This is a genomic window from Pseudomonas sp. Eth.TT006, assembly GCF_054456575.1.
On record NZ_JBTJEN010000006.1, the window covers coordinates 66028 to 89989 of the forward strand.

Sequence of the window (23962 nt, forward strand, 5' to 3'; positions counted from 1 at the left end):
ATCAGTCCCCTCTCCCTCAGGGAGAGGGTTAGGGTGAGGGGCTTTTCGCTTTTCAGACCTTGAACTGATTGATCAACCGCCGCTGCTGCTCTGCCAGCCTGGTCAGACCGGCACTCGCCGAACTCGATTCATCCGCGCCGCCCGCCACTTCACTGGCCACCTGACCGATATTGATCACGTTGCGGTTGATGTCATCGGCCACCGCGCTCTGTTCTTCCGCCGCGCTGGCGATCTGCGTGTTCATGTCGTTGATCACCGATACCGCCTGAGTAATCGTCTCCAGCGCTTCGGCGGCTTTCGCCGCGTGCTGTACGCTTTCGTCGGTGCGGTTCTGGCTGTCTTCCATGACCCGCACCACATCGCGGGTGCCCTGTTGCAGTTGCTGGATCATGCTCTGGATTTCTTCGGTAGCTTTCTGGGTCTTCTGCGCCAGATTGCGCACTTCGTCCGCCACCACCGCAAAACCGCGACCCTGTTCGCCGGCCCGTGCCGCTTCGATTGCCGCGTTCAGTGCCAACAGGTTGGTCTGCTCGGCGATGCCGCGAATCGCGGTGAGGATTGCGTTGATGTTCTCGCTGTCCTTGGCCAGGGTCTGCACCACTTCCACGGCCTTGCCGATTTCCACCGCCAGCACGCCAATCGAATTCGACGTGTCGCGGACAATCTGCATGCCCTGGCCGGCAGCCTGGTCTGCATGGCTGGCGGCTTGCGCGGCCTGGGTGGCATTACGTGCCACGTCTTGCGCGGTCGCGGTCATTTCCTGCACGGCGGTGGCGACCTGATCGATCTCGGCCATCTGTTTCTGGATGCCGATGTTGGTGCGAATCGCGATATCGGCCGTGTGTTCGGAAGAATCGCTGACGCTCTGCACCGACGTCACCACCTGGGTGATCATCGCCTGCAACTTGGCGAGGAAGGTGTTGAAGCCCTTGGCAATCGAACCCAGTTCATCGCTGCGATCACTGGTCAAACGACGGGTCAGGTCGCCTTCACCTTTGGCAATGTCATCGAGCATGGCGACCATCTGCTTCAGCGGTCGGGCGATGCCGTGACCCACCAGCCAGATCACCAGCAGACCGATGCCGGCGATGATCAGACCGACCATGGCCATGCCGAAGGTGTCGGATTTGCGCTGGTCATCCAGATCGGCCTGAAGTTTCTGCAGATCCGCCATCACCGCGTGCAATGGCAGCTGCAGCATCAAGGTCCAGCGCGCCTCGGTCTGACCGATGCCGAATGGCAGGTACAACTCGATGCGGTCCTTGTCCTTGTTGACCGAATAAGTGACCTCGCCGCGCTTGAGGCTGGCCATGTTGGCGATCTGCCCGGCGTCGAGAATGTCGCTGACCTTCTCGCCGAATTTGCTGGTGTCCTTGGTGTAGGCAACGATCCGCCCGTTGCCGCCGATCAGGGCCATTTGCCCGGCGCCGCTGTACAGCTTCTGGTTGGCAGCGACGAGCATTTCCTGAATGAAGTTCACCGACAGGTCGGCGCCAACGATGCCCTGGAAGGCGCCGTTGACCATGATCGGTTCAATGAACGAGGCGAGCATGACGATCTTGTCGCCGACCTTGTATGGCGCCGGATCGATCACGCAGGGCTTTTTGCTTTCCTTCGAGCACAGGTAGTACTCGCTGGCGCGTACGCCAGTGGACAGGAGTTTCTGGTCGTCGACGTCCACCAGTTTGTCCACGCCGAGGGTGCCGTCGTCATTGCGGAACCACCAGGGCAGGAAGCGCCCGTCGGCGGCGTTGATGCCGACCACGCTGGTGCCGACGTAGGCCGCGTCATTGTGGTCCAGCGCGTTTTTTTCCCAGCCGATGTAGGTGCCGAGAATCTTCGGGTTCTTTTCGACGTTCTCTTTGATCAGGCTGATCAATTGCTCGCGGCTGAGGCTCAGGCGCGGCTGGCCATCGGCACCGGGCGTGCCGAGCAGGGCGTTGACCCGCACCAGACCACCGGCAATCAGCAGCGGCGCTTCGAGTTCGCGCTGAATCTGGCTGACCTGGGTCTGCGCCAGCGAGGTCAGGCGTTGCTCGATGACTTGCTCGAACTGCGCCTGGGTGCGCTGCTGCACCATCTCTTGCGTACGCGCGCCGGAGAACAGCGCATACAACACCAGCGCGGCGACCACGCTGAGGACGATGGCGCCGGCCAGGGCGGCGACGGAAAACTGGATCGACTTGAACTTCATGGGAGCTCCGCACGCAAGAGGACGTCTGCGTTGTTGTATCGGCCGCCGGCCGCGCGCCATGAGCGGCGGGCGGCGCAAAGGGCGGCAGATGTCGCAAATGGATCGGTGCGCGACGCACTGGCAAGTCGCTTGGCGGTCGCTGTGAATTTTTCACGACAACGGCGGTGGGAAACGTCGGAAAGACGCTGCAACACGTCTGTTGTATCTGGCGCCGATACAATTCACCCCCTACGATACGCGGCATGTTTTCAGGGAGCTTTTGAATGAACAAGACATTGGTTGTGAGTGCACTGAGCGCAGCGTTGCTGCTGGCCGGTTGTCAGTCGGTCAACACCACCAGCGGCGGCGCCGTGGGTGTGGAGCGCAAGCAGTACATGTTCAGCATGCTGTCCTCGCAAGAGGTCGACCAGATGTATGCCCAGTCCTATCAGAAGACCGTTGGCGAAGCGTCGAGCAAGGGTGTGCTGGACAAGACCAGCCCGGAAGCCAAGCGGGTGCAGGCGATTGCCAACCGGCTGATCGCCCAGGCGCCGAACTTCCGCCCGGATGCCGCGCAATGGCAGTGGGAGGTCAACCTGATCAAGAGCGATGAGCTCAACGCCAACTGCGGCCCTGGCGGCAAGATCATTTTCTACACCGGACTGATCGACAGCCTGAAACTGACCGACGATGAGATCGCTGCGGTGATGGGCCATGAAATCGCCCACGCCCTGCGCGAGCACGGTCGTGAAGCGATGTCCAAGGCTTACGGGATCGAGATGGCCAAGCAGGGCGCCGGCGCGTTGCTCGGTCTGGGTCAGGACAGCCTGGCGCTGGCCGACACCGTCGCCAACTACGGCATGACCTTGCCCAACAGCCGCGCCAACGAAAACGAAGCTGACCTGATCGGCCTCGAACTGGCCGCGCGCGCCGGCTACAACCCGAACGCGGCGATCACCTTGTGGAACAAGATGAGCAAGGCCTCGGAAGGTGCACCGCCGGAATTCATGAGCACCCACCCGGCCTCGTCCAGCCGGATCGCCTCGTTGCAGGCGGCGATTCCGAAGGTGATGCCGCTGTACGAAAAAGCCCCGAAATCTTAAAAAGATCAGGGCTATTTGTGGCGAGGGGATTTATCCCCGATGGGGCGCGAAGCACCCCCAGGACTGCTACTTCGGTGTGTCAGGCATATCGCGTGCATAGATCTTGGGGCCGCTTCGCAGCCCAACGGGGATAAATCCCCTCGCCACATTAGAATTCCACCAGATGACGGTTAAACCCAACCACTGCTCTGCATCGCCTTGTACACCGCAACGATTGCCAGAATCATGAATGCCGAAGCCGCGAGGCGACGGATCAAGGTCAATGGCAGTTTGTCTGCCGCAAAGTTACCCGCCAAGACCACCGGCACGTTGGCAATCAGCATGCCCGCCGTGGTGCCGATAATCACCAGCCACAATTCAGGGTATTGCGCCGCCAGCATCACGGTGGCGATCTGCGTCTTGTCGCCGATTTCCGCGAGGAAAAACGCAATCAGCGTGGTCAAGAATGGCCCGAACTTGCGGGCGGTGCTGGCTTCTTCGTCGTCCATCTTGTCCGGAACCAGGGTCCACAGCGCGGTGGCGGTGAAGCTCGCGGCGAGAATCCAGTGCAGCACCGAATCGGAGAAGAAACTGCCGAACCACGCGCCTACCGCACCGGCCGCCGCATGGTTGGCCAGGGTCGCGGCAACGATACCGGCGATGATCGGCCAGGGTTTACGAAAGCGAGCGGCGAGAATCAGCGCGAGCAGTTGCGTCTTGTCGCCGATTTCGGCCAAGGCAACGATTGCGGTGGGAACGAGTAACGAGTCCAGCATCAGGATTTTCCTAAGGGGCGGGTCGACACGGCTATGACACGTACAGCCTTCCCGCCCCGGGTAAGGTGTGCGTGTCATAGGTCTTGTCAAACCCTGCGATCCGTCTGCTGCGGACGCGTGGGTCGCATACGCCATGATCTGAGGATCAAGTATGTTGACGTATGCCGGACGAGCTTGGCGCTCGTGGGAGACTACTCCCCTAGGACGGAGCGGATTCTGCCTAGGCAGAACCCATTCGGCAAGTGCTAATTTTCAACCACGCTTGGCCCGGTAAATCCGGAAACCGTTGCCCTCGGCCTTGATCGCGCACACGCCCAGATGCTCTTCGATCAGCGGCTGATACTTCAGGAAACTGTTTGCCACCAGTCGCAGTTCGCCGCCGTTTTTCAGATGTTTTGCCGCTTTTCGCAGCAAGTTCTCGGTGGCGAAATAGTCGGTGTGCACGCCGACATGGAACGGCGGGTTGCTCAGAATCGCGTTCAAACCCATTGGCGCGGCATCGATGCCGTCGCCGGTCAGCACTTCCGCTTCCAGACCGTTGGCTGCCAGGGTCAGACGACTGCTGGCGGCGGCGAAGGCATCGACGTCGAGCAAGGTCACCTGGTTATGCGGATAGCGACGCTTGACCGCAGCGCCCAACACGCCGGCGCCACAACCGAAATCCAGCAGATGTCCGCTTGGCAATTTGTCCAGGTGTTCCAGGAGCAGGGCGCTGCCGCGATCCAGTCGACCATGGCTGAACACACCTGGCAGGCTGATGACTTTCAACGGGCCTTCGGCCAGTGGCAGTTCATAGGTTTGCGCCAGGCTTTCCAGCGATTTGGCTGCAGGCGCATTGGCCACGGTGACCTGCCACAGTTGGCAATGACGCGCGCTGTCGAGTTTGCGTGGTTTACCGAACGGGTTGAGCTGTTTCGAAGCGCCTTCGATACCGCTGCGTTTTTCTCCGACCAGAAACACCTCACGCCCTGCCAGACGCGCGGCCACGGCGTTGAGAATGTAGTCGGTCAGGTCCTTGGACTTGGGCAAGAACACCACGGCGCTATCGAACTCGCGCTCCGGCACGTTCACACCGAAATGGCTGCGACCTTCGAAGCGTGCATCGAGTGCCGCCTGATCGCCAGCGTGCCAGCACCAGCCGAAGGCATTCGGCAGACGCCCGAGCAAATCGTCGGCGGGCAACCCGGCCAGCAACAGCGAACCCTGGAATAACTCGGCCTGACGAAGCAGTACTTCACTGCGCGGATCCATAACTGCTCCTTGAAAAAAAGTGCCGCAGTTTATCAACTGACGACCCGCAGCGCTTTACCGCTGAAGAACGCCTGCGCGTTTTCAGTCAATTGGCCGACGATGCGTTGCCGCGCCTCGCGGCTGCCCCAGGCGTTGTGCGGGGTGACGATTAGTCGCGGAATGTCGGTGGCCAGCAGCGGATTGCCATTGACCGGCGGTTCGACGCTTAGCACATCGGTGGCCGCGCCGCCGAGGTGACCGTTGCGCAAGGCATCGGCCAGCGCCTGTTCGTCGATCAAGCCACCACGGGCGGTGTTGACCACAAAGGCGCCGGGTTTCATCGCCGCCAGTTCGCGGGCACCGATGAAATGCCGGGTGTGTTCGTTGAGGGGGCAGTGCAAAGTCAGGGCGTCGATCTGCGGCAGCAACTCGTTCAGCGGCAAACGGTCCGCGCGGGCCGGACGGCCGGGAATCTGCCCAAGCAGCACACGCATGCCAAACGCTTCGGCCAGTCGCGCGACCGCACCACCGAGCTCGCCGTGCCCGAGCAGGCCGAGGGTTTTGCCTTCCAGTTCAACGATCGGATAGTCCAGCAGACAGAACTGTTTCGCCTGCTGCCAGCGACCTTCGCCGATGGCTTTCTGGTAATCCGCGAGGCGTGTGGCGAGGTTGAGCAGCAACATGATCGTGTGCTGCGCCACCGACGGCGTACCGTAACCCTGGCAATTGCACACGGTGATGCCGTGCGAGCGGGCCGCGTCCAGATCGACGTTGTTGGTCCCGGTGGCAGTGATCAGAATCAGTTGCAGATCAGGATTGGCGGCCATCGCGGCGGCGTCGATGCGGACCTTGTTGGTGATCGCCACCGTGGCGCCTTGCAGACGTTCGCTGACCTGTTCGGGCAAGGTCTGGGCGAACAGCTGCAGATCGCTGAAGCAGGCACGCAACGGGCTGAGGTCGAGATCGCCGAGATCCAGGGAAGGGTGGTCGAGGAATACGGCGCGGCGCGGGTTGCTCATCAACTGTACCTTTTGTGCGATGGACGGAAGGCGTAATCTGCCGAGCCTACCAGATGAAACAATTGGATAGGCAGAGCACAAAAGTCTGATGCGATGCATCGCAATGTGGATAACTCTGTGGCGAGGGGATTTATCCCCGATGGTGCGCGAAGTGCACCCTGAACTGGTAAACGCGTCGAAACAGTTACACCGCATGCACTGAATTTACGACTGCTGCGCAGCCGAACGGGGATAAATCCCCTCGCCACAAGTTAGAGTTAGCCGCGCATTTGTTTTTGACCAAGCTGCCCCAGAGGAACCCTCATGTACTGGACCGAGTTCTTGACCGTTGCACTGATCCATCTGTTGGCCGTGGCCAGCCCCGGCCCGGACTTTGCCGTGGTGGTGCGCGAGAGCGTGACCCATGGTCGCCGCGCCGGCACCTGGACGGCGCTGGGCGTGGGCTCGGCGATTTTCCTCCACGTCGGGTATTCGCTGCTGGGCATCGGCCTGATCGTGTCGCAATCGATCGTGCTGTTCAACGCCTTGAAATGGGCCGCCGCCGCTTACCTGCTGTACATCGGCTTCAAGGCCTTGCGTGCGCAACCGGCGAAACCCGTCACTGACGATCTGCACAAGGAAGCTGGTGTCCGCACCGCGCGTGGCGCCTTCACCTCGGGCTTCGTCACCAATGGCCTGAACCCGAAAGCCACGCTGTTCTTCCTCTCGCTGTTCACCGTGGTGATCAACCCGCACACCCCGCTGACGGTGCAGGCCGGGTACGGGGTTTATCTGGCGCTGGCCACGGCGACCTGGTTCTGTCTGGTGGCGATGCTGTTCAGTCAACAGCGCGTGCGCGCCGGTTTCGCCCGCATGGGCCACTGGTTCGACCGCACCATGGGCGCGGTGCTGATCGCCATCGGCGTAAAGCTCGCCTTCACCGAAATGCACTGAGCAAACCCCACCGCCCCCTGTAGGAGCTGCCGAAGGCTGTGATCTTTTGACTTTGATGTTCAAAAACAAGATCAAAAGATCGCAGCCTGCGGCAGCTCCTACAGGAGTTCGCTCAGTTTGCTGAGGGTTGATCGGGTGTTGAATACCGGCAAATGCTGGCGCAAAGCTAGCATTTGTACGGCTCTGCAAATCATTCCTTTGGCTGATTTGGCTGGGGTATAACCGCTCTAGAGTTACGCTCTCTACGCCAACACCGTGCAGCCAGAAAAGGGATTCATATGTTGCAGACTCGCGTCATTCCCCCGGCCGATGGGGCCTACCAGTATCCATTGCTGATCAAACGGCTGCTGATGTCTGGCGCCCGTTACGAGAAAACCCGCGAGATCATCTACCGAGACCAGTTGCGCTACAGCTATCCAACGCTGATCGAGCGCGTGGCGCGGCTGGCCAACGTGTTGACGGCGGCCGGCGTGAAGGGGGGTGACACCGTGGCGGTGATGGACTGGGACAGCCATCGCTACCTGGAATGCATGTTCGCCATCCCGATGATTGGCGCGGTGATTCACACCATCAACGTGCGCCTGTCGCCGGAGCAGATTCTCTACACCATGAACCACGCCGAGGACCGCTTCGTGCTGGTCAACAGCGAGTTCGTCGGGCTGTACCAGGCCATCGCGCCGCACCTGACCACGGTGGAGAAAACCCTGCTGCTGACCGATCTGCCGGAAAAAACCGCCGAGCTGCCGAACCTGGTCGGCGAGTACGAGCAACTGCTGGCCGCCGCGAGTGCGCAGTACGACTTCCAGGACTTCGACGAAAACTCGGTCGCCACCACGTTCTACACCACCGGCACCACCGGCAACCCGAAGGGCGTGTACTTCACCCATCGGCAACTGGTGCTGCACACCATGGGCGTGGCGACCATCATGGGCGCGATCGACAGCGTGCGCCTGCTCGGCACCAACGACGTGTACATGCCGATCACCCCGATGTTTCATGTGCATGCCTGGGGGCTGCCGTACGTGGCGACCATGCTCGGGCTCAAGCAGGTTTACCCGGGGCGCTACGACCCGGAATTGCTGGTCGAGCTGTGGCGCAAGGAGAAGGTCACGTTCTCCCACTGCGTGCCGACTATCCTGCAAATGCTGCTCAACGCCAAAGGCGCGCAGGGCACCGATTTTGGTGGCTGGAAAATTGTCATTGGCGGCAGCGCGCTCAACCGCACCCTGTATGAAACCGCCAAGACCCGCGGTATTCAGCTGACGGCGGCGTACGGCATGTCGGAGACCGGGCCACTGGTCTCCTGTGCGCACCTCAACGACGAGTTGATGGCCGGCAGCGAAGACGAGCGCACCACTTACCGGATCAAGGCCGGGGTGCCGGGGCCGCTGGTGGAAGCAGCGATCGTCGACAGCGAAGGTAACTTCCTCCCCGCCGACGGTGAAACCCAGGGTGAACTGGTGCTGCGTGCGCCGTGGCTCACCGAAGGTTATTTCAATGAGCCGCAGAAGGGCGCCGAGCTGTGGGCCGGCGGCTGGCTGCACACCGGCGATGTGGCCACCCTCGACAGCATGGGTGTGATCGATATCCGCGACCGGATCAAGGACGTGATCAAGACCGGCGGCGAATGGATCTCCTCGCTGGACCTCGAAGACCTGATCAGCCGTCACGTCGCGGTACGTGAAGTAGCAGTGGTGGGCATTGCCGATCCGCAGTGGGGCGAGCGACCGTTTGCGCTGCTGGTGATCCGCGAAGGGCACGAAATCGGCGCGCGCGAACTCAAGGAGCACCTCAAGCCGTTCGTGGAATTGGGGCATCTGAGCAAGTGGGCGATTCCGAGTCAGATTGCCCTTGTTACGGAAATTCCCAAGACCAGTGTCGGCAAGCTCGACAAGAAGCGCATTCGCCTCGACATCACTGAATGGCAGACCAACAACAGCACCTTCCTTTCGACGCTCTGAGCGTCTGCTGGCGCGCCGAAAATGGCGCGCCAGACCCACCAAGCAAGCGCTTGGCTTGTTAAATCCGAATTTTCAGCCATCCTTGCGAGGCCGACATGTGTCGGACTGGCGAAAGGACTGTTCCAGAGTGGCCGGCAGCTGCAAATCACACTTTAGAGGGATCAAGCAGTACCACCTGCTGGCTATAGTCCGCTCAAGGATTTTTAAGAACGGGGCACACGCACGACACGGGGCGATGCAATTTTGGAGTGACGTCGGGCAGCTACTGGCTCCCGGTCTTCCAGGCGTTTTTAAAAGTACTCAATGCCATAACAATAATGCACATGGAGTAGCGTCGATGACATCAGTAAACCAGTTCTGGCGCCGGGCTAAACTGCCTCTGGCCGTCAGTCTTGCCTCTACGCTCGCCGGGCCCGCATTCGGCGTCAGTTTCAACGTCGGTGAAATCGAAGGTCAGTTCGACTCTTCGCTCTCCCTGGGCATGAGTATCTCGACTCAGCAGCCGAACAAGGACCTTATTGGTGTCAACAACGGCGGCAAGGGCCTGTCCCAGACCTCCGACAACGGCCACCTGAACTTCAAGAGCGGGCAAGCCTTCTCGAAGATCTTCAAGGGCATCCATGACCTCGAATTGAAATACGGTGACACCGGGGTCTTCGTCCGGGGCAAATACTGGTACGACTTCGCGCTGCAGAACCAGGACCTGGAATACAAGGACGTCAGCAACCACAACCGCGATGTCGCGGCGCGTTCCTCCGGCGGGCAGATCCTCGACGCCTTCGTTTACCACAACTACTCGATTGCCGATGAGCCGGGTTCGGTGCGTCTGGGCAAGCAGGTGGTGAACTGGGGCGAAAGTACCTTCATCGGCGGCGGCATCAACTCGATCAACCCGATCGACGTCTCCGCCTTCCGCCGTCCGGGCGCCGAGATCAAGGAAGGCCTGATCCCGGTCAACATGTTCTACGTATCGCAGAGCCTCACCGAAAACCTCTCGGCCGAAGGTTTCTATCAGATCGACTGGCAGAAAACCGTGACCGACAACTGCGGCACGTTCTTCTCGCAGCCGGACATCGTCACCACCGGTTGCGACGACAACCTGCGGGTACTGAACAAGCGTTCGACCATTCCGGCGATTGCCCTCGGCCCATTGGCCAACGCCGGCGTCGATGTCGACGAAGAAGGTGTCCTGGTGCGCCGCGCGCCGAACCGCAATGCGCGTGACAGCGGGCAGTGGGGCGTATCCGCCAAGTACATGTTCGATCCGCTGGCCACCGAGTTCGGCGCCTACTTCATGAACTACCACAGCCGTGCGCCGATCTTCAGCGCCACTGGCGCGCCGCAGTCGATCTATAACGGCGTGGCCGCCTTGCCTGGCCCTTTCCGCGCGTTGGGGCCGCTGGTGGTTGCGGGTAACTCGCAATACTTCATCGAATATCCTGAAGACATTCGTCTGTACGGCCTGAGCTTCTCCACCACCCTGCCTACCGGTACCGCGTGGAGCGGTGAGGTCAGCTACCGGCCGAATGCGCCGGTGCAACTGAACTCCACCGACATCCTGTTCGCCGGCGTGCGTCCGCTGGGTGGCACGCTGAGCAATGCGTCAGTGCTCAACGGCGTGCCAGGCCAGGACCTGCACGGTTACAACCGTAAAGAAATCACCCAACTGCAAACCACCCTGACGCACTTCTTCGATCAGGTGATGGGCGCCAACCGCCTGACCCTGGTAGGCGAAGTCGGCGTGACCCACGTCGGTGGCCTGGAAAGCAAATCCGAAGCGCGCTATGGCCGCGATCCGGTGTTCGGCCCGGGTGAGCTGCCGGCCACAGGTGGTCTCAACACCTGCTCGCAGATCCTCAACACCTCCACCATCAACGGTGCCGGTCCAGGGGCTTCGCGCGATAACGTTTCCAGCAACTGCAACAACGACGGTTTCACCACGTCGACCTCGTGGGGCTATCGCGCTCGGGCGATCTGGGATTACAGCGACGTGTTCGCCGGTGTGAACCTCAAGCCGAACGTGGCCTGGTCGCACGACGTGAAAGGTTACTCGCCAGGCCCTGGCGGCAACTTCGAGGAAGGTCGCAAGGCGATCAGCCTGGGTCTGGATGCCGAATACCAGAACACCTATACCGCGAGCCTGGCCTACACCAACTTCTTCGGTGGCGACTACACCACCGTGGATGACCGTGATTTCGTGGCCCTCAGCGTTGGCGTGAACTTCTAAGCAAAGTTTTATTCAGGACGAACATACATATGAAAATAACAAAGAGTCTGTTCCACGCCGGTGTTCTGGGCTTGTCGTTGCTGGCGACCAGCGTCATGGCCGCCGTACCCGCTGCCGAAGCCGACAAGCTGGGCAAGAGCCTGACCCCGATGGGCGCCGAAATGGCCGGTAACGCCGACGGTTCGATCCCGGCCTGGAAACCGTTGGCGAAGAATGCCGGTACGGTCGACAGCAAGGGTTTCCTGTCCAATCCATACGCCAGCGAGCAACCGCTGTTCACCATCACCGCCAAAGACGTCGACAAGTACAAAGACAAACTTGCTCCGGGCCAGTACGCGATGTTCAAGCGCTACCCGGACACGTTCAAGATGCCGGTTTATCCGTCCCATCGCGGCGCCACCGTGCCGGATGACGTGTTCGCCGCCATCCGGAAAAACGCCACCACCACCACGCTGGTGGCCGGTGGCAACGGTCTGGAGAACTTCCAGACTGCCGTGCCGTTCCCGATCCCGAAAGACGGTCTGGAAGTCATCTGGAACCACATCACCCGCTATCGCGGTGGCAGCGTGACCCGGCTGGTGACTCAGGCGACCCCGCAAACCAACGGCTCGTTCAGCCTGGTGTATTTCCAGGACCAGTTCGTGTTCCGTGACAAGATGAAGGACTACGATCCGGCCAACCCGGGCAATATCCTGTTCTACTTCAAGCAGAAAGTGACCGCGCCGGCACGTCTGGCCGGGACCGTGCTGCTGGTGCACGAAACCCTCGACCAGGTGAAGGAGCCGCGCAAGGCGTGGGTCTACGCCACCGGCCAGCGTCGCGTACGTCAGGCACCGCAAGTGTCGTATGACGGTCCGGGCACAGCGGCGGACGGTCTGCGTACCTCCGACAACCTCGACATGTACAACGGTGCACCGGATCGTTATGACTGGAAGCTTGAAGGCAAGAAAGAGATGTACATTGCCAACAACAGCTACAAGATCGATTCGCCAACCCTGAAGTACGCCGACATCATCAAGGCCGGCCACATCAATCAGGATCTGGCGCGTTACGAACTGCGTCGGGTCTGGCACGTGGTGGCAACCCTGAAGCCGGGTCAGCGGCACATCTACGCCAAGCGTGACTTCTACATTGACGAAGACACCTGGCAGGCAGCGGTTATCGACCATTACGACGGTCGCGGTCAGCTGTGGCGCGTTGCCGAGGCGCACGCCGAGGACTACTACGACAAGCAAGTGCCGTGGTACGCGCTGGAAACCCTGTATGACCTGCAATCGGGCCGTTATCTGGCACTGGGCATGAAGAACGAGGAGAAATCCGCGTATGACTTCGGCTTCGCTGCCAGCAAGAGCGAATTCCAGCCGGGCAACCTGGGCCAGGACGGTATCCGCTAAGTTGTAACCCGAGGCCGCATCCTCGAAAAAACGCCCCGACTGGTTCGGGGCGTTTTTTCGAGGATGCGATTTGTGTAGGAGCTGCCGCAGGCTGCGATCTTTTGATCCTGAAAAATCGCAACCTGCGGCGGCTCCTAGAGGAGGGCGTCGCCCAGTGTTGGCCGTCCGACATCTTTGCTCGTAGTCTTTTTGTAGCCATTTGTAGCAATAACCTTCAAACCCTCTACGTTTACCGCTAGTCTGCGGACATCTGCTACGCCGCCAACCGCCATTCAAACAAGAGCCGGCCATGACTGATCTGTCCCCGCTACCGGGTCCTGCAAGCGTTGCCGTCGCGGCACTGGACGGGCGTTTTTTTCGCCCGCCATTGCCCGAGGGTTACGTATTGCGACCGCGTCTGTGTGAGCGCCTGAGTGCCGGGCTCGGTGGACGCCTGTTGCTGGTCTGCGCTCCGGCAGGTTTCGGCAAGAGTTCGCTGGCGGTGGAGTTCTGTCAGAGCCTGCCGGCGCACTGGCAAAGCCTGTGGTTGGGCTTGAGCCCACGGGACAACGACCCGGGACGCTTTCTCGAGCGCTTGCTCGAAGGCCTGCAGGACTACTTTCCGCAGTTGGGCAGCCGCGCGCTCGGTCTGTTGAAGATGCGTCAGCGTCATCAGCCGTTTGCCTTCGAAGAATGGCTCGACGGTTTGCTCGATGAGCTGGCGCTGCAACTGCAACCGACGGCGCCGCTGTTGCTGGTGCTCGACGATTACCATCTCGCCCAAGGCCCGGTGCTCGACCGCTGCCTGCAGTTTTTCCTCAATCACTTGCCCGACGGCTTGTTGGTCATGGTCACCAGCCGCCAACGCCCGGACTGGCATCTGGCGCGTCTGCGCCTGTCGCGCCAATTGCTCGAACTGCATGAACAGGACCTGCGCCTGACTCACGATGAAGCCCGGTTGCTGCTCGATCGGCACAGCAGTTCATTGCGCGGCGAGGCCCTGGAAAACCTGATCCAGCGCAGTGAAGGCTGGGTTGCCGGGCTGCGCTTCTGGTTGCTCGCGGTGTCCGAGGCTGGCAGCGAGGCCGCGTTGCCGCCCGCGCTGAATGGCGGGGAAGGGCTGATCCGCGATTACCTGCTGGAAGAGGTCATCGATTGCCTCCCGCCCGAGGTGCAGGCGTTCCTCTATGACACAGCCCCTCAGGAGCGCTTTTGCAGCGAGCTGTGCGATGCGGTGCGCGAAGCCCACGACAGCGGTGAAATCCTGCGGTTTCTGCTGGCGCATCAGGTGTTTCTGGTACCGCTGGACGAACACGGGCACTGGTATCGCTATCACCACCTGTTTTCCGATCTGCTGCGCAGCCGGCCTGTCACCCAGACGCTGGTGCCGGCGGCAACCCTGCATCTGCGCGCCTGCCGTTGGTTCAATGCTCAAGGGTTATTGGACGAAGCGGTGGAGCAGGCCCTGCGCGCCGGTCATCTGGATGTCGCGGCGAATCTGGTGCAGAACCTCTCCGAGGAACAACTGCTCGCCGAGCAGAACGTCGGCATGCTGCTGCGCTGGAAAATGGACTTGCCCGACAGCCTGCTGATCAGCACGCCTCGGTTGATCGTGTTGTACAGCTGGGCGCTGGGGCTGGCCTGTCAACTCGATGCCGCTGAAGAGTTGGCCAGCCATCTCAGTCGTTTTCTGCCGGCTCCCTCGGCTTCGGCGCAGAAGTCGATGCTCGCGCAATGGCTCGCGCTCAGCGGAATCATCGCCCGTGGTCGCGGGCATCGTGAGCTGACCCAGCGTTATTGCAGCGAGGCGCTGGAAAGCCTGCCGGTGAAACGTTACGGGCAACGCTTGATGTGCCTGTCGACCTTGTCCAATCTGGCGATTGCCGATGGTGATCTGTGGCGCGCCCGGGGGTTGAATCGCGAGTCGCTTGAGCTGGCGCAGCGAGTCGGCAACCCGTTGTTCGAGGCGCTGGCGCATTATGATCGGGCGCGAGTGTTACAGGCCCGTGGCGAGATTCTGCGTGCACTGGATGAAGTCCATCAGGGCCTGGAACGCTTGCGCGGATTGTCCTCGCAGCGTCTGTACGCAGTGCGGGCGCGGCTGACTTTGTACGAAGGTTTTCTATTGTCCATGCGCTTGCAGACGCAGCAGGCCCGGGTTCGATTGCTCAGCGGTCTGGCTGAAGCGCGGGCCTGTCGCGATATCAGCGTATTGATCGGCCATTGCGTGATCGCCCGTCTGGACGGCAGCGCCGGCGAGTTCGCCAAGGCCTTCGCCGAACTCGCCGAAGCCGAGCGCTTGATGCACATCTGGGACGTGCCGCCGATCTACTATCTGGCAATGATCACGCTGGTCAAATGCGAACTGTGGCTGGCGCAGGGCCGCACCGATCTGGCCGAAGCGTGGCTGGCACGCCTGGGCCAGACCTACACCGGCGAACGCGCCGCCGCGCCACCGGAGTTTCATCCGCAGTTGCCGTTGCATGTCGAGCTGCAACAGGCGTTGCTCGATGTGATTCAGGGGCAGCCGATGCTCGCCGAAGGGCGCTTGAACGTGTTGCTGGAAAACGGCCAGCAGACCGGTCGCCAGTTGCTGTGCGTGATGGCGCTGGCGCAAAAGGTGACGCTGTTGTTGAGCACTGGCCGCGAACCCGAAGCACGCAAGGCCTTGAGCCAGGCGCTCGAAGCAGCGGCGGGCGGCGTGATACAGCCGTTTGCCGCTCTGATCAGAGAGCATCCGGACTGGCTGCGAAGCCAGTTGCAGAACACGCCGGCACTGGCAGGTCAGCCGTTGCTGGAGCATTTTCCGTTGACGGTCGCTCGTCCTGCGCTCGAGTGCGCCGCTGCCGAACAACTCAGTAGCCGCGAACTGGCGGTGCTGCGCTTGATTGCTCAAGGCTGTTCGAATCAGGAAATCAGCGAGCAACTGTTCATTTCATTGCATACGGTGAAAACCCATGCCAGCCATATCAACAGCAAGCTGGGCGTGGAGCGACGTACGCAAGCGGTGGCGCGGGCCAAGGCGCTGGGGTTAATGATCTAGTGTCGGTAAAATCTCCGGCATCGGCGGTTTCCAGCGCCATCGAATCTTGATCAGGATTGCCTCATGACTGTCCCAGCACCTGCGCTCATCCGCGAAACCTTTCCCGTCGGCCCGCTGCAGTGTAACTGCACGATAATCGGCGATCCGATCAGCAAGAAAGCCATCGTCGTCGATCCTGGCGGCAACCCCGATCTGATCATGGCGCGTCTCGATGCCCACGGTCTGAAAGTGGTCAGCATCATCCACACCCATGCACATCTCGATCACTTCCTCGCCTCCGGCCAGATGAAGGATAAAACCGGCGCAACCTTGCATCTGCACAAGGAAGACCAGTTCCTGTGGGACAACCTCGAGATGCAGTGCCAGATGTTCGAGGTACCGTACACGCCCGTTCCAGCACCGGATCGCTGGCTCAGTGACGATGAAGAACTGGCCTGCGGCTGCGGCGTGGCGCTGCATACGCCGGGACATACGCCAGGTTCCATGAGCTTTTGGTTTTCCGAGGCTAAGCTGTTGATTGCCGGCGACACGTTGTTTCGTCGCGGGGTAGGGCGCACGGATTTATGGGGCGGCGATCAGGCGACCATCGTGCGATCGATCAAGCAGCGGCTGTACACGCTGGACGAAGACGCAGTTGTGGTGACCGGGCATGGTCCGGACACGCGTCTTGGCGATGAAATGCGCGAAAACCCGTTCGTCCGCGCCTAAACATTTTGTCACGGGTGTGCGGCGGAATTTTTGTGCATTGTCATGATCCAACGCCCGCCAAGGTCTATTGCCTATGGCCGCTGCCACACAGAATGCGAAAACCAGGAGCACTTCATGTTCACCACGCCTCGTTTGATTATTGTTGCTACCGCTGTAGCCATGTTGGCCGGCTGCGCTTCGCCCAACCCGTATGACAATCAGGGGCAGGCCGACGGTGGCTCGCAAGGCATGAGCAAAACCGCCAAGTACGGTGGTCTCGGCGCGCTGGCCGGTGCCCTGGCGGGGGCCGCCATCGACCACAACAACCGTGGCAAGGGTGCGTTGATCGGCGCCGCAGTAGTGGGCGCTTCGGCGGCCGGCTACGGTTACTACGCCGACCAGCAGGAGAAAAAACTGCGCGCCAGCATGGCCAACACCGGGGTTGAAGTGCAGCGTCAGGGTGATCAGATCAAGCTGATCATGCCGGGCAACATTACCTTCGCCACCGACTCGGCGAACATCGCGCCAAGCTTCTACCAGCCGCTGAATAACCTGGCGAACTCGCTGAAAGAGTTCAACCAGAACCAGATCGAAATCGTTGGTTACACCGACAGCACTGGCAGCCGTCAGCACAACATGGACCTGTCCCAGCGTCGCGCGCAGAGCGTGGCTACTTACCTGACTTCGCAAGGCGTCAGTGGTGCCAACCTGTCGGCCCGTGGCGCCGGTCCGGATAACCCGATTGCCAGCAACGGCGACGTCAATGGCCGCGCGCAGAACCGCCGCGTTGAAGTCAACCTGAAGGCGATTCCGGGTCAGCAATACGGTGGTCAGCAGCAACAGCCGGGTACGGTTCAGCAGTATCCGTAACGCAATGGCTGAATGAAGAAATGCCCGGTCCTGGTGATCGGGCATTTTTTTGTGTGGTCTGTGCCGGCCTCTTCGCGGGCAAGCCCGCTCCCACAGGTATTGATGGCGTACACAAAATTTGTGTTCCACACATGACCCTGTGGGAGCGGGCTTGCTCGCGAATGCGATGTATCAGCTTCAGATGTACTGACTGACACGACGCCTTCGCGAGCAAGCCCGCTCCCACATGGGAATTGCGTTCAGGCATAAATCAGATACAAAAAAGCCCCCGGACAATCAAATTGTCCGGGGGCTTTTTGTTGGGCGCGAAACCCGATTACTTCTTCAAACCATAATGCTCATCGAGCATGCCCGGCGAGTTCGGGGCTTTTGGCGCGTAGTCGCGTGGCGGCTCCTGATCGCGCGGTGGCGTCAGGCGTTCGCGCGGTGCCTGGGCGGCATCGGCGTGCAAAGCGGCGATCAGGCGTTGACGGGTCTGCTCGTCCAGGGCCAGACGATTGGCGCCCTCGGCGAGATGATCCTGCACTTCCTGATAGCTCTGGGTCAGTTTCTTGACCAGCGTCGCGGTGCTGTTGAAGTGGGTGACCACCTCGTTTTGATAACTGTCGAAACGCTCCTGGATATCATCCAGTTGACGCTGCGTACGGCTCGGCGCGGCGTTCGGCGCAACGCGCGCGATCAGGAATCCAATGGCGACACCCACAACCAGGGCAAGAGTCGGTAACAACCAAACTAAGAGCGAGTGTTCCACGAGTCCTTCCTCTATAAACGGCTTTGCTTTACGTTAACGGCTCGAACCTGCGCTGTATACCGCGATTCACTCGCAATAGATTGGCACAGACAATTTGCTAGACGAGTCGACCCGATTCGAGGTCACGGAGTTCCTTCCTTGCTGATGCGTGAAACCCCTGTAGTGATTGACGGCCCGGTGGGTCAACTTGAGTCTCTGTACCTGGATAACGAGCAGCCAATCGGCATCGCGCTGATCTGCCATCCGAACCCGGTGCAGGGCGGCACCATGCTCAACAAGGTGGTCTCGACCCTGCAGCGCACCGCACGCGACGCGGGTCTGATTACCTTGCGCTTCAACTATCGCGGCGTCGGTGCCAGCGAAGGCTCGCATGACATGGGCACTGGCGAAGTCGACGATGCCCAGGCTGCGGCTGCATGGCTGCAGGAAAAACACCCGGATCTGCCGCTGACCCTGTTCGGTTTCTCCTTCGGTGGATTTGTTGCAGCAAGTCTCGGCGGCCGTCTCGAAGCCCAGGGCGTGCAGCTCAAGCAGCTGTTCATGGTCGCCCCAGCGGTGATGCGCCTGGGCGAGCAGGATCAACTGCCACAGCACGGTGCGCTGACCGTGATCCAGCCGGAAACCGACGAAGTCATCGATCCACAGCGGGTCTACGACTGGTCGGAAAAACTCCAGCGCCCCCATGAGCTGCTGAAAGTGGCAGAATGCGGACACTTTTTTCATGGCAAGCTGACCGATCTCAAGGATCTGATCCTGCCGCGTCTCTCGAATTGATTGCAGTCTGACAAGCGATTACCCATGACGAACCGTACCCGTATCCTCACCGGCATCACCACCACCGGCACGCCGCACCTGGGCAACTACGCCGGCGCCATCCGCCCGGCGATCCTTGCCAGCCGCGACAGCAATGCCGATTCGTTCTACTTCCTGGCCGACTACCACGCCCTGATCAAATGCGATGACCCGCTGCGCATCCAGCGCTCGCGTCTGGAAATCGCCGCGACCTGGCTGGCCGGTGGCCTGGATGTCGAGCGTGTGACCTTCTATCGCCAGTCCGACATCCCGGAAATCCCCGAGCTGACCTGGCTGCTGACCTGCGTCGCCGCCAAAGGCCTGCTCAACCGTGCGCACGCCTACAAGGCTTCGGTGGACAGGAACGTCGAGACCGGTGAAGACCCGGACGCCGGTATCACCATGGGCCTCTACAGCTACCCGGTGCTGATGGCCGCGGACATCCTGATGTTCAATGCACACAAGGTCCCGGTCGGCCGTGACCAGATCCAGCACGTGGAAATGGCTCGCGACATCGGCCAGCGCTTCAACCACCTGTTCGGCCAGGGCAAGGAGTTCTTCACCATGCCCGAAGCGCTGATCGAAGAGAGCGTGGCCACGTTGCCAGGCCTCGACGGGCGCAAGATGTCCAAGAGCTACGACAACACCATTCCGTTGTTCTCCAGCGCCAAAGAGATGAAGGACGCGATCTCGCGGATCGTCACCGACTCCAAAGCGCCAGGCGAAGCCAAAGATCCGGACAACTCGCATCTGTTCACCCTGTTCCAGGCGTTCGCCACACCTGCGCAGGCTGACGAGTTCCGCAGCGAACTGCTCGGCGGTCTGGGCTGGGGCGAGGCGAAGAATCGTCTGTTCCAGTTGCTCGACAACGAACTGGGCGAAGCCCGCGACAAGTATCACCAGTTGATCGAGCGTCCGGCGGACCTGGAAGACATCCTGCAGATTGGCGCCAAGAAGGCCCGTGCCGTGGCGACGCCGTTCCTCAACGAATTGCGTGAAGCGGTTGGCCTGCGTTCCTTCGTCAATCAAGTGCAGGTTGCCGCGACAACCAAGAAGAAGGCGGCGAAAGCCGCGCGCTTCGTCAGCTTCCGTGAAGACGATGGCAGCTTCCGCTTCCGTCTGTTGGCGGCCGATGGCGAGCAACTGCTGCTGTCGCGCAACTTTGCCGACGGCAAGGCCGCCGGCCAAGTGGCCAAGCAGCTGCAATCCGGCCAGCCGCTGGATGTGCGCAATGCTGATCTGAGTTTCAGCGTGTGGCTGGAAGGTGAGTGCGTCGGCGACAGCCCGGCGTTCGCCGATGCTGCTGCGCGGGACGCGGCCATCGCGGCTCTGCGGGTGGCGTTGACCCCGGTCCAGGACTAATCCGCGGCGCGGCCCGACCAAGGGCCGATTGCCATTCCCACGGGCCGTCGCTACAGTGACGGCCCGTTTTTGTTGCCTTGCTAACGAATTATGACGCCCCTAGAACGATATCAAGCTGATCTGAAACGCCCGGACTTCTTCCATGACGCCGCGCAGGAAACTGCTGTGCGTCATCTGCAGCGCCTGTACGACGATCTGATCGCGGCCGAGCAGAACAAGCCGGGTTTGCTGGGCAAGCTGTTTGGCAAAAAGGATCAGACGCCGGTCAAGGGTCTGTACTTCTGGGGCGGCGTGGGCCGCGGCAAGACGTACCTGGTCGACACCTTCTTCGAAGCGCTGCCGTTCAAGGAAAAGACCCGCACCCACTTCCACCGCTTCATGAAGCGCGTGCACGAAGAGATGAAAACCCTCGGCGGTGAGAAAAACCCGCTGACCATCATCGCCAAGCGCTTTGCGGCTGAATCGCGGGTGATCTGCTTCGATGAGTTCTTCGTCTCGGACATCACCGACGCGATGATTCTCGGCACGCTGATGGAGGAACTGTTCAAGAACGGCGTGACCCTGGTCGCCACTTCGAACATCGTGCCGGACGGTCTGTACAAGGACGGTCTGCAACGCGCACGCTTCCTGCCGGCCATCGCGCTGATCAAGCAGAACACCGAAATCGTCAACGTCGACAGCGGTGTCGACTATCGTCTGCGCCACCTCGAACAGGCGGAGCTGTTCCACTATCCGCTGGACGAAGCGGCGCACGAAAGCCTGCGCAAGAGCTTCAAGGCACTGACCCCGGAATGCACCGCTGCGGTCGAGAACGATGTGTTGATCATCGAGAACCGCGAAATCCGTGCCCTGCGCACCTGCGATGACGTGGCCTGGTTCGACTTCCGCGAACTGTGCGACGGCCCGCGCAGCCAGAACGACTACATCGAACTGGGCAAGATCTTCCACGCCGTGCTGCTCAGCGGTGTCGAGCAGATGAGCGTCACCACCGACGACATCGCTCGCCGCTTCATCAACATGGTCGACGAGTTCTACGACCGGAACGTCAAGCTGATCATTTCTGCCGAGGTCGAGTTGAAGGACCTGTACACCGGCGGACGCCTGACGTTCGAATTCCAGCGCACGCTCAGCCGTCTGCTGGAGATGCAATCGCACGAATTCCTGTCGCGGGCGCACAAGCCTTAAGCCGTTTAGCGAGACAAAAAAAGGGCCTGCAATCGCAGGCCTTTTTTTGTATCTGAAATTCACCTCGAACCCTGTGGGAGCGGGCTTGCTCGCGAAAGCGGAGTGTCATTCAGCATTAATGTCGACTGATGCACCGCCTTCGCGAGCAAGCCCGCTCCCACAAGGGATCTGCGCGTGCTTTGAGAACTAGGCAGCCTGCTGAAACTGCTGCCGATACTGGTTCGGCGACAGTTCGGTGTGCTGGCGGAACAGTCGCGCAAAGAAGCTCGCATCGTCGTAGCCGACCTCATAACTGATGGTCTTGATGCTCTTGCGGCTACCGGACAACAGGCCCTTGGCGGTCTCGATGCGCAGGCGCTGCAGGTAGTGCAGCGGCTTGTCGCCGGTGGCGGTCTGGAAGCGCCGCATGAAGTTGCGGATGCTCATGCCGTGTTCGCGGGCGACGTCTTCGAAGCGGAACTTGTCGGCGAAATGCTCTTCGAGCCAGTGCTGGATCTGCAGGATAATCACGTCCTGATGCAGCTTCTGCCCGCCGAACCCGATGCGCCCCGGCGAATAGCTGCGCTGCACTTCGTAAAGAATGTCGCGGGCCACCGCTTGCGCGACGTTGGCGCCGCAGAAGCGTTCGATCAGGTAGATATACAGGTCGCAGGCCGAAGTGGTGCCGCCAGCGCAATACAGATTGTCGGCGTCGGTCAGGTGCTTGTCCTGATTCAGGTAGACCTTGGGGAAGCGCTCGGCGAAGGCATTGAAGAAGCGCCAGTAGGTGGTCGCTTCCTTGCCGTTGAGCAATCCGGCCTCGGCCAGCCAGAAGACCCCGGTGGCTTCGCCGCACAGCACGGCGCCACGGGCATGCTGTTCGCGCAGCCACGGCAGGATCTGTGGATAGCGTTTGCACAACGTATCGAAATCATCCCAGAACGCCGGGAGGATGATGACGTCGGCGTTTTCCAGGCCGCCGTCCACCGGCATCACCACGTCACTGAAGCTGTTTACCGGTCTGCCATCGGGGCTGACCAGACGTGTTTCGAACGCCGGTGTCAGGCCGTGGCCCAGTTGTTTGCCGTAACGCAGACTGGCCAGATGGAAGAAATCCTTGGCCTGCATGAGGGTGGATGCGAAAACCCGGTCGATTGCCAGGATGCTGACGCGCCGCAAGGGCGTGGAGACTTGCTTGGACATAATTCAACTTTTGTTTTGTTTTTATAAGGGAAAGTGGTCACCAGACGGCTGGATCGTCTTATTTTTTGTCGGATGTGTCCAGTGTCCTGTAGCGGGGGTGGGGCTTAGTCTCTGAAAGGCATATCCCTCCAACAAGACAGAAAGGTGCCGCATGATCCCCAGAACCTTGTTCAGCTCCGAGCACGAATTGTTCCGCGACAGCGTACGAACCTTCCTCGAAAAAGAGGCGGTGCCGTTTCATGCGCAATGGGAGAAACAAGGCCACATCGACCGCGAGCTGTGGAACAAGGCGGGGGAGGCGGGGATGCTCTGTTCGCATCTGCCGGAAGAATACGGCGGCCTGGGGGCGGACTTTCTGTACAGCGCGGTGGTGATCGAGGAGGTCGGACGTCTCGGGCTGACCGGTATCGGTTTCTCGCTGCACTCGGATATCGTCGCGCCGTACATCCTGCATTACGGCAGCGAAGCGCTGAAGCACAAGTACCTGCCGAAACTGGTCTCGGGCGAGATGGTCAGTGCCATCGCCATGACCGAACCGGGCGCAGGCTCCGATCTGCAAGGGGTCAAGACTACCGCGGTGCTGGATGGCGACGAGTACGTGATCAACGGTTCCAAGACCTTTATCACCAACGGCTTTCTGGCTGATCTGGTGATTGTCGTCGCCAAGACCGATCCGAAGGCTGGCGCCAAGGGCACCAGCCTGTTTGTGGTGGAAGCGAGTACGCCGGGTTTCGAGAAGGGCAAACGCCTGGAAAAGGTCGGAATGAAGGCTCAGGACACGTCGGAATTGTTCTTTCAGGACGTGCGGGTGCCGAAGGAAAACCTGCTGGGGCAGGCCGGGGCGGGGTTTGCCTATTTGATGCAGGAGTTGCCACAGGAGCGCCTGACCGTAGCGATCGGGGGGCTGGCCTCAGCCGAAGCTGCGTTGCAATGGACGCTGGATTACACCCGTGATCGCAAGGCGTTTGGCAAGGCGATTGCCGACTTCCAGAACACCCGTTTCAAACTGGCGGAGATGGCTACCGAAATACAGATTGGCCGGGTCTTCGTCGACCGCTGTCTGGAGTTGCATCTGCAGGGCAAGCTGGATGTGCCGACGGCGGCGATGGCCAAGTATTGGGGCACCGACCTGCAATGCAAGGTGCTCGACGAATGCGTGCAGTTGCACGGCGGCTACGGCTTCATGTGGGAATACCCGGTGGCCCGGGCGTGGGCGGATGCGCGGGTGCAGCGGATTTATGCCGGCACCAATGAAATCATGAAGGAGATCATTGCGCGGTCGCTGTGAAAGGCTGAAAAGATCGCAGCCTGCGGCA

General features: G+C 60.7%; 18 protein-coding genes and 1 riboswitch. Of the genes, 12 read left to right on the forward strand and 6 right to left on the reverse strand.

Annotated features, from left to right (window positions below; translation table 11 throughout):
- Nucleotides 1-52: 52 nt before the first annotated feature.
- Nucleotides 53-2194: a methyl-accepting chemotaxis protein gene (locus ACXR0M_RS11595; protein WP_458832020.1), complete on the reverse strand. Its 2142-nt coding sequence runs from the start codon at nt 2192-2194 to the stop codon at nt 53-55.
- Nucleotides 2195-2457: 263 nt separating this feature from the next.
- Between ACXR0M_RS11595 and ACXR0M_RS11600 the strand changes: the two genes are divergently transcribed.
- Nucleotides 2458-3276, forward strand: a complete 819-nt coding sequence (locus tag ACXR0M_RS11600) for a M48 family metallopeptidase (protein ID WP_027612207.1) — start codon at nt 2458-2460, stop codon at nt 3274-3276.
- 170 nt (nt 3277-3446) lie between these two features.
- On the opposite strand, the gene ACXR0M_RS11605 is transcribed toward ACXR0M_RS11600, so the two are convergent.
- From ACXR0M_RS11605 to ACXR0M_RS11615, 3 genes are all read right to left on the reverse strand, one after another.
- The gene (locus ACXR0M_RS11605) at nt 3447-4031 is read right to left on the reverse strand and encodes a TMEM165/GDT1 family protein (RefSeq protein WP_458832021.1); all 585 of its coding nucleotides are present in this window, start codon (nt 4029-4031) and stop codon (nt 3447-3449) included.
- Nucleotides 4032-4119: 88 nt separating this feature from the next.
- Nucleotides 4120-4244, reverse strand: a riboswitch (yybP-ykoY riboswitch).
- Between the two features lie 39 nt (nt 4245-4283).
- Nucleotides 4284-5282: a methyltransferase gene (locus ACXR0M_RS11610; protein ID WP_458832022.1), complete on the reverse strand. Its 999-nt coding sequence runs from the start codon at nt 5280-5282 to the stop codon at nt 4284-4286.
- Nucleotides 5283-5314: 32 nt separating this feature from the next.
- A complete protein-coding gene (locus ACXR0M_RS11615) occupies nt 5315-6280 on the reverse strand; it encodes a 2-hydroxyacid dehydrogenase (protein ID WP_458832023.1) in 966 nt (321 codons plus the stop codon).
- Between the two features lie 303 nt (nt 6281-6583).
- On the opposite strand from ACXR0M_RS11615, the gene ACXR0M_RS11620 reads away from it, so the two are divergent.
- The 7 genes from ACXR0M_RS11620 (at nt 6584) to ACXR0M_RS11650 (ending at nt 17374) form a co-directional block, all read left to right on the forward strand.
- The gene (locus ACXR0M_RS11620; RefSeq protein WP_458832024.1) at nt 6584-7213 is read left to right on the forward strand and encodes a LysE family translocator; all 630 of its coding nucleotides are present in this window, start codon (nt 6584-6586) and stop codon (nt 7211-7213) included.
- A gap of 278 nt (nt 7214-7491) precedes the next feature.
- Nucleotides 7492-9174 carry a fatty acid--CoA ligase gene (locus tag ACXR0M_RS11625; RefSeq protein ID WP_458832025.1) on the forward strand — a complete coding sequence of 561 codons (1683 nt, stop codon included), beginning with the start codon at nt 7492-7494 and terminating at the stop codon, nt 9172-9174.
- Nucleotides 9175-9511: 337 nt separating this feature from the next.
- Nucleotides 9512-11401, forward strand: a complete 1890-nt coding sequence (locus tag ACXR0M_RS11630) for a DUF1302 domain-containing protein (protein ID WP_458832026.1) — start codon at nt 9512-9514, stop codon at nt 11399-11401.
- A gap of 29 nt (nt 11402-11430) precedes the next feature.
- On the forward strand, nt 11431-12795 hold the full coding sequence (locus tag ACXR0M_RS11635) for a DUF1329 domain-containing protein (protein ID WP_458832027.1): 1365 nt from the start codon (nt 11431-11433) through the stop codon (nt 12793-12795).
- A gap of 289 nt (nt 12796-13084) precedes the next feature.
- Nucleotides 13085-15817: a LuxR C-terminal-related transcriptional regulator gene (locus ACXR0M_RS11640; RefSeq protein WP_458832028.1), complete on the forward strand. Its 2733-nt coding sequence runs from the start codon at nt 13085-13087 to the stop codon at nt 15815-15817.
- A 63-nt stretch (nt 15818-15880) separates the two neighbouring features.
- Nucleotides 15881-16525 carry an MBL fold metallo-hydrolase gene (locus ACXR0M_RS11645; RefSeq protein WP_458832029.1) on the forward strand — a complete coding sequence of 215 codons (645 nt, stop codon included), beginning with the start codon at nt 15881-15883 and terminating at the stop codon, nt 16523-16525.
- Between the two features lie 114 nt (nt 16526-16639).
- Nucleotides 16640-17374, forward strand: a complete 735-nt coding sequence (locus tag ACXR0M_RS11650) for an OmpA family protein (protein WP_007961595.1) — start codon at nt 16640-16642, stop codon at nt 17372-17374.
- 316 nt (nt 17375-17690) lie between these two features.
- On the opposite strand, the gene ACXR0M_RS11655 is transcribed toward ACXR0M_RS11650, so the two are convergent.
- Entirely contained in the window at nt 17691-18125 is a 435-nt protein-coding gene (locus tag ACXR0M_RS11655; protein ID WP_027612195.1) for a Z-ring associated ZapG family protein, read from the reverse strand.
- A 144-nt stretch (nt 18126-18269) separates the two neighbouring features.
- Here ACXR0M_RS11655 and ACXR0M_RS11660 point away from each other — a divergent pair, with 144 nt between their 5' ends.
- The 3 genes from ACXR0M_RS11660 (at nt 18270) to zapE (ending at nt 21464) form a co-directional block, all read left to right on the forward strand.
- The gene (locus ACXR0M_RS11660; RefSeq protein ID WP_458832030.1) at nt 18270-18899 is read left to right on the forward strand and encodes an alpha/beta hydrolase; all 630 of its coding nucleotides are present in this window, start codon (nt 18270-18272) and stop codon (nt 18897-18899) included.
- A 24-nt stretch (nt 18900-18923) separates the two neighbouring features.
- The gene (locus ACXR0M_RS11665) at nt 18924-20279 is read left to right on the forward strand and encodes a tryptophan--tRNA ligase (RefSeq protein WP_458832031.1); all 1356 of its coding nucleotides are present in this window, start codon (nt 18924-18926) and stop codon (nt 20277-20279) included.
- Nucleotides 20280-20369: 90 nt separating this feature from the next.
- Nucleotides 20370-21464 carry a cell division protein ZapE gene (gene zapE, locus ACXR0M_RS11670; RefSeq protein ID WP_007961607.1) on the forward strand — a complete coding sequence of 365 codons (1095 nt, stop codon included), beginning with the start codon at nt 20370-20372 and terminating at the stop codon, nt 21462-21464.
- Nucleotides 21465-21650: 186 nt separating this feature from the next.
- Here the strand turns inward: zapE and ACXR0M_RS11675 are convergent, their stop codons facing one another.
- Entirely contained in the window at nt 21651-22547 is an 897-nt protein-coding gene (locus ACXR0M_RS11675; RefSeq protein WP_458832204.1) for a GlxA family transcriptional regulator, read from the reverse strand.
- A gap of 250 nt (nt 22548-22797) precedes the next feature.
- Between ACXR0M_RS11675 and ACXR0M_RS11680 the strand changes: the two genes are divergently transcribed.
- Nucleotides 22798-23934: an acyl-CoA dehydrogenase family protein gene (locus ACXR0M_RS11680; RefSeq protein ID WP_458832032.1), complete on the forward strand. Its 1137-nt coding sequence runs from the start codon at nt 22798-22800 to the stop codon at nt 23932-23934.
- The last annotated feature ends 28 nt before the right edge of the window (nt 23935-23962 follow it).

Coding starts and splice junctions, on each gene's coding strand:
- ACXR0M_RS11595 (WP_458832020.1), bottom strand. CDS start 2,194: ATGAAGTTCAAGTCGATCCAGTTTTCCGTCGCCGCCCTGGCCGGCGCC.
- ACXR0M_RS11600 (WP_027612207.1), top strand. CDS start 2,458: ATGAACAAGACATTGGTTGTGAGTGCACTGAGCGCAGCGTTGCTGCTG.
- ACXR0M_RS11605 (WP_458832021.1), bottom strand. CDS start 4,031: ATGCTGGACTCGTTACTCGTTCCCACCGCAATCGTTGCCTTGGCCGAA.
- ACXR0M_RS11610 (WP_458832022.1), bottom strand. CDS start 5,282: ATGGATCCGCGCAGTGAAGTACTGCTTCGTCAGGCCGAGTTATTCCAG.
- ACXR0M_RS11615 (WP_458832023.1), bottom strand. CDS start 6,280: ATGAGCAACCCGCGCCGCGCCGTATTCCTCGACCACCCTTCCCTGGAT.
- ACXR0M_RS11620 (WP_458832024.1), top strand. CDS start 6,584: ATGTACTGGACCGAGTTCTTGACCGTTGCACTGATCCATCTGTTGGCC.
- ACXR0M_RS11625 (WP_458832025.1), top strand. CDS start 7,492: ATGTTGCAGACTCGCGTCATTCCCCCGGCCGATGGGGCCTACCAGTAT.
- ACXR0M_RS11630 (WP_458832026.1), top strand. CDS start 9,512: ATGACATCAGTAAACCAGTTCTGGCGCCGGGCTAAACTGCCTCTGGCC.
- ACXR0M_RS11635 (WP_458832027.1), top strand. CDS start 11,431: ATGAAAATAACAAAGAGTCTGTTCCACGCCGGTGTTCTGGGCTTGTCG.
- ACXR0M_RS11640 (WP_458832028.1), top strand. CDS start 13,085: ATGACTGATCTGTCCCCGCTACCGGGTCCTGCAAGCGTTGCCGTCGCG.
- ACXR0M_RS11645 (WP_458832029.1), top strand. CDS start 15,881: ATGACTGTCCCAGCACCTGCGCTCATCCGCGAAACCTTTCCCGTCGGC.
- ACXR0M_RS11650 (WP_007961595.1), top strand. CDS start 16,640: ATGTTCACCACGCCTCGTTTGATTATTGTTGCTACCGCTGTAGCCATG.
- ACXR0M_RS11660 (WP_458832030.1), top strand. CDS start 18,270: ATGCGTGAAACCCCTGTAGTGATTGACGGCCCGGTGGGTCAACTTGAG.
- ACXR0M_RS11665 (WP_458832031.1), top strand. CDS start 18,924: ATGACGAACCGTACCCGTATCCTCACCGGCATCACCACCACCGGCACG.
- zapE (WP_007961607.1), top strand. CDS start 20,370: ATGACGCCCCTAGAACGATATCAAGCTGATCTGAAACGCCCGGACTTC.
- ACXR0M_RS11680 (WP_458832032.1), top strand. CDS start 22,798: ATGATCCCCAGAACCTTGTTCAGCTCCGAGCACGAATTGTTCCGCGAC.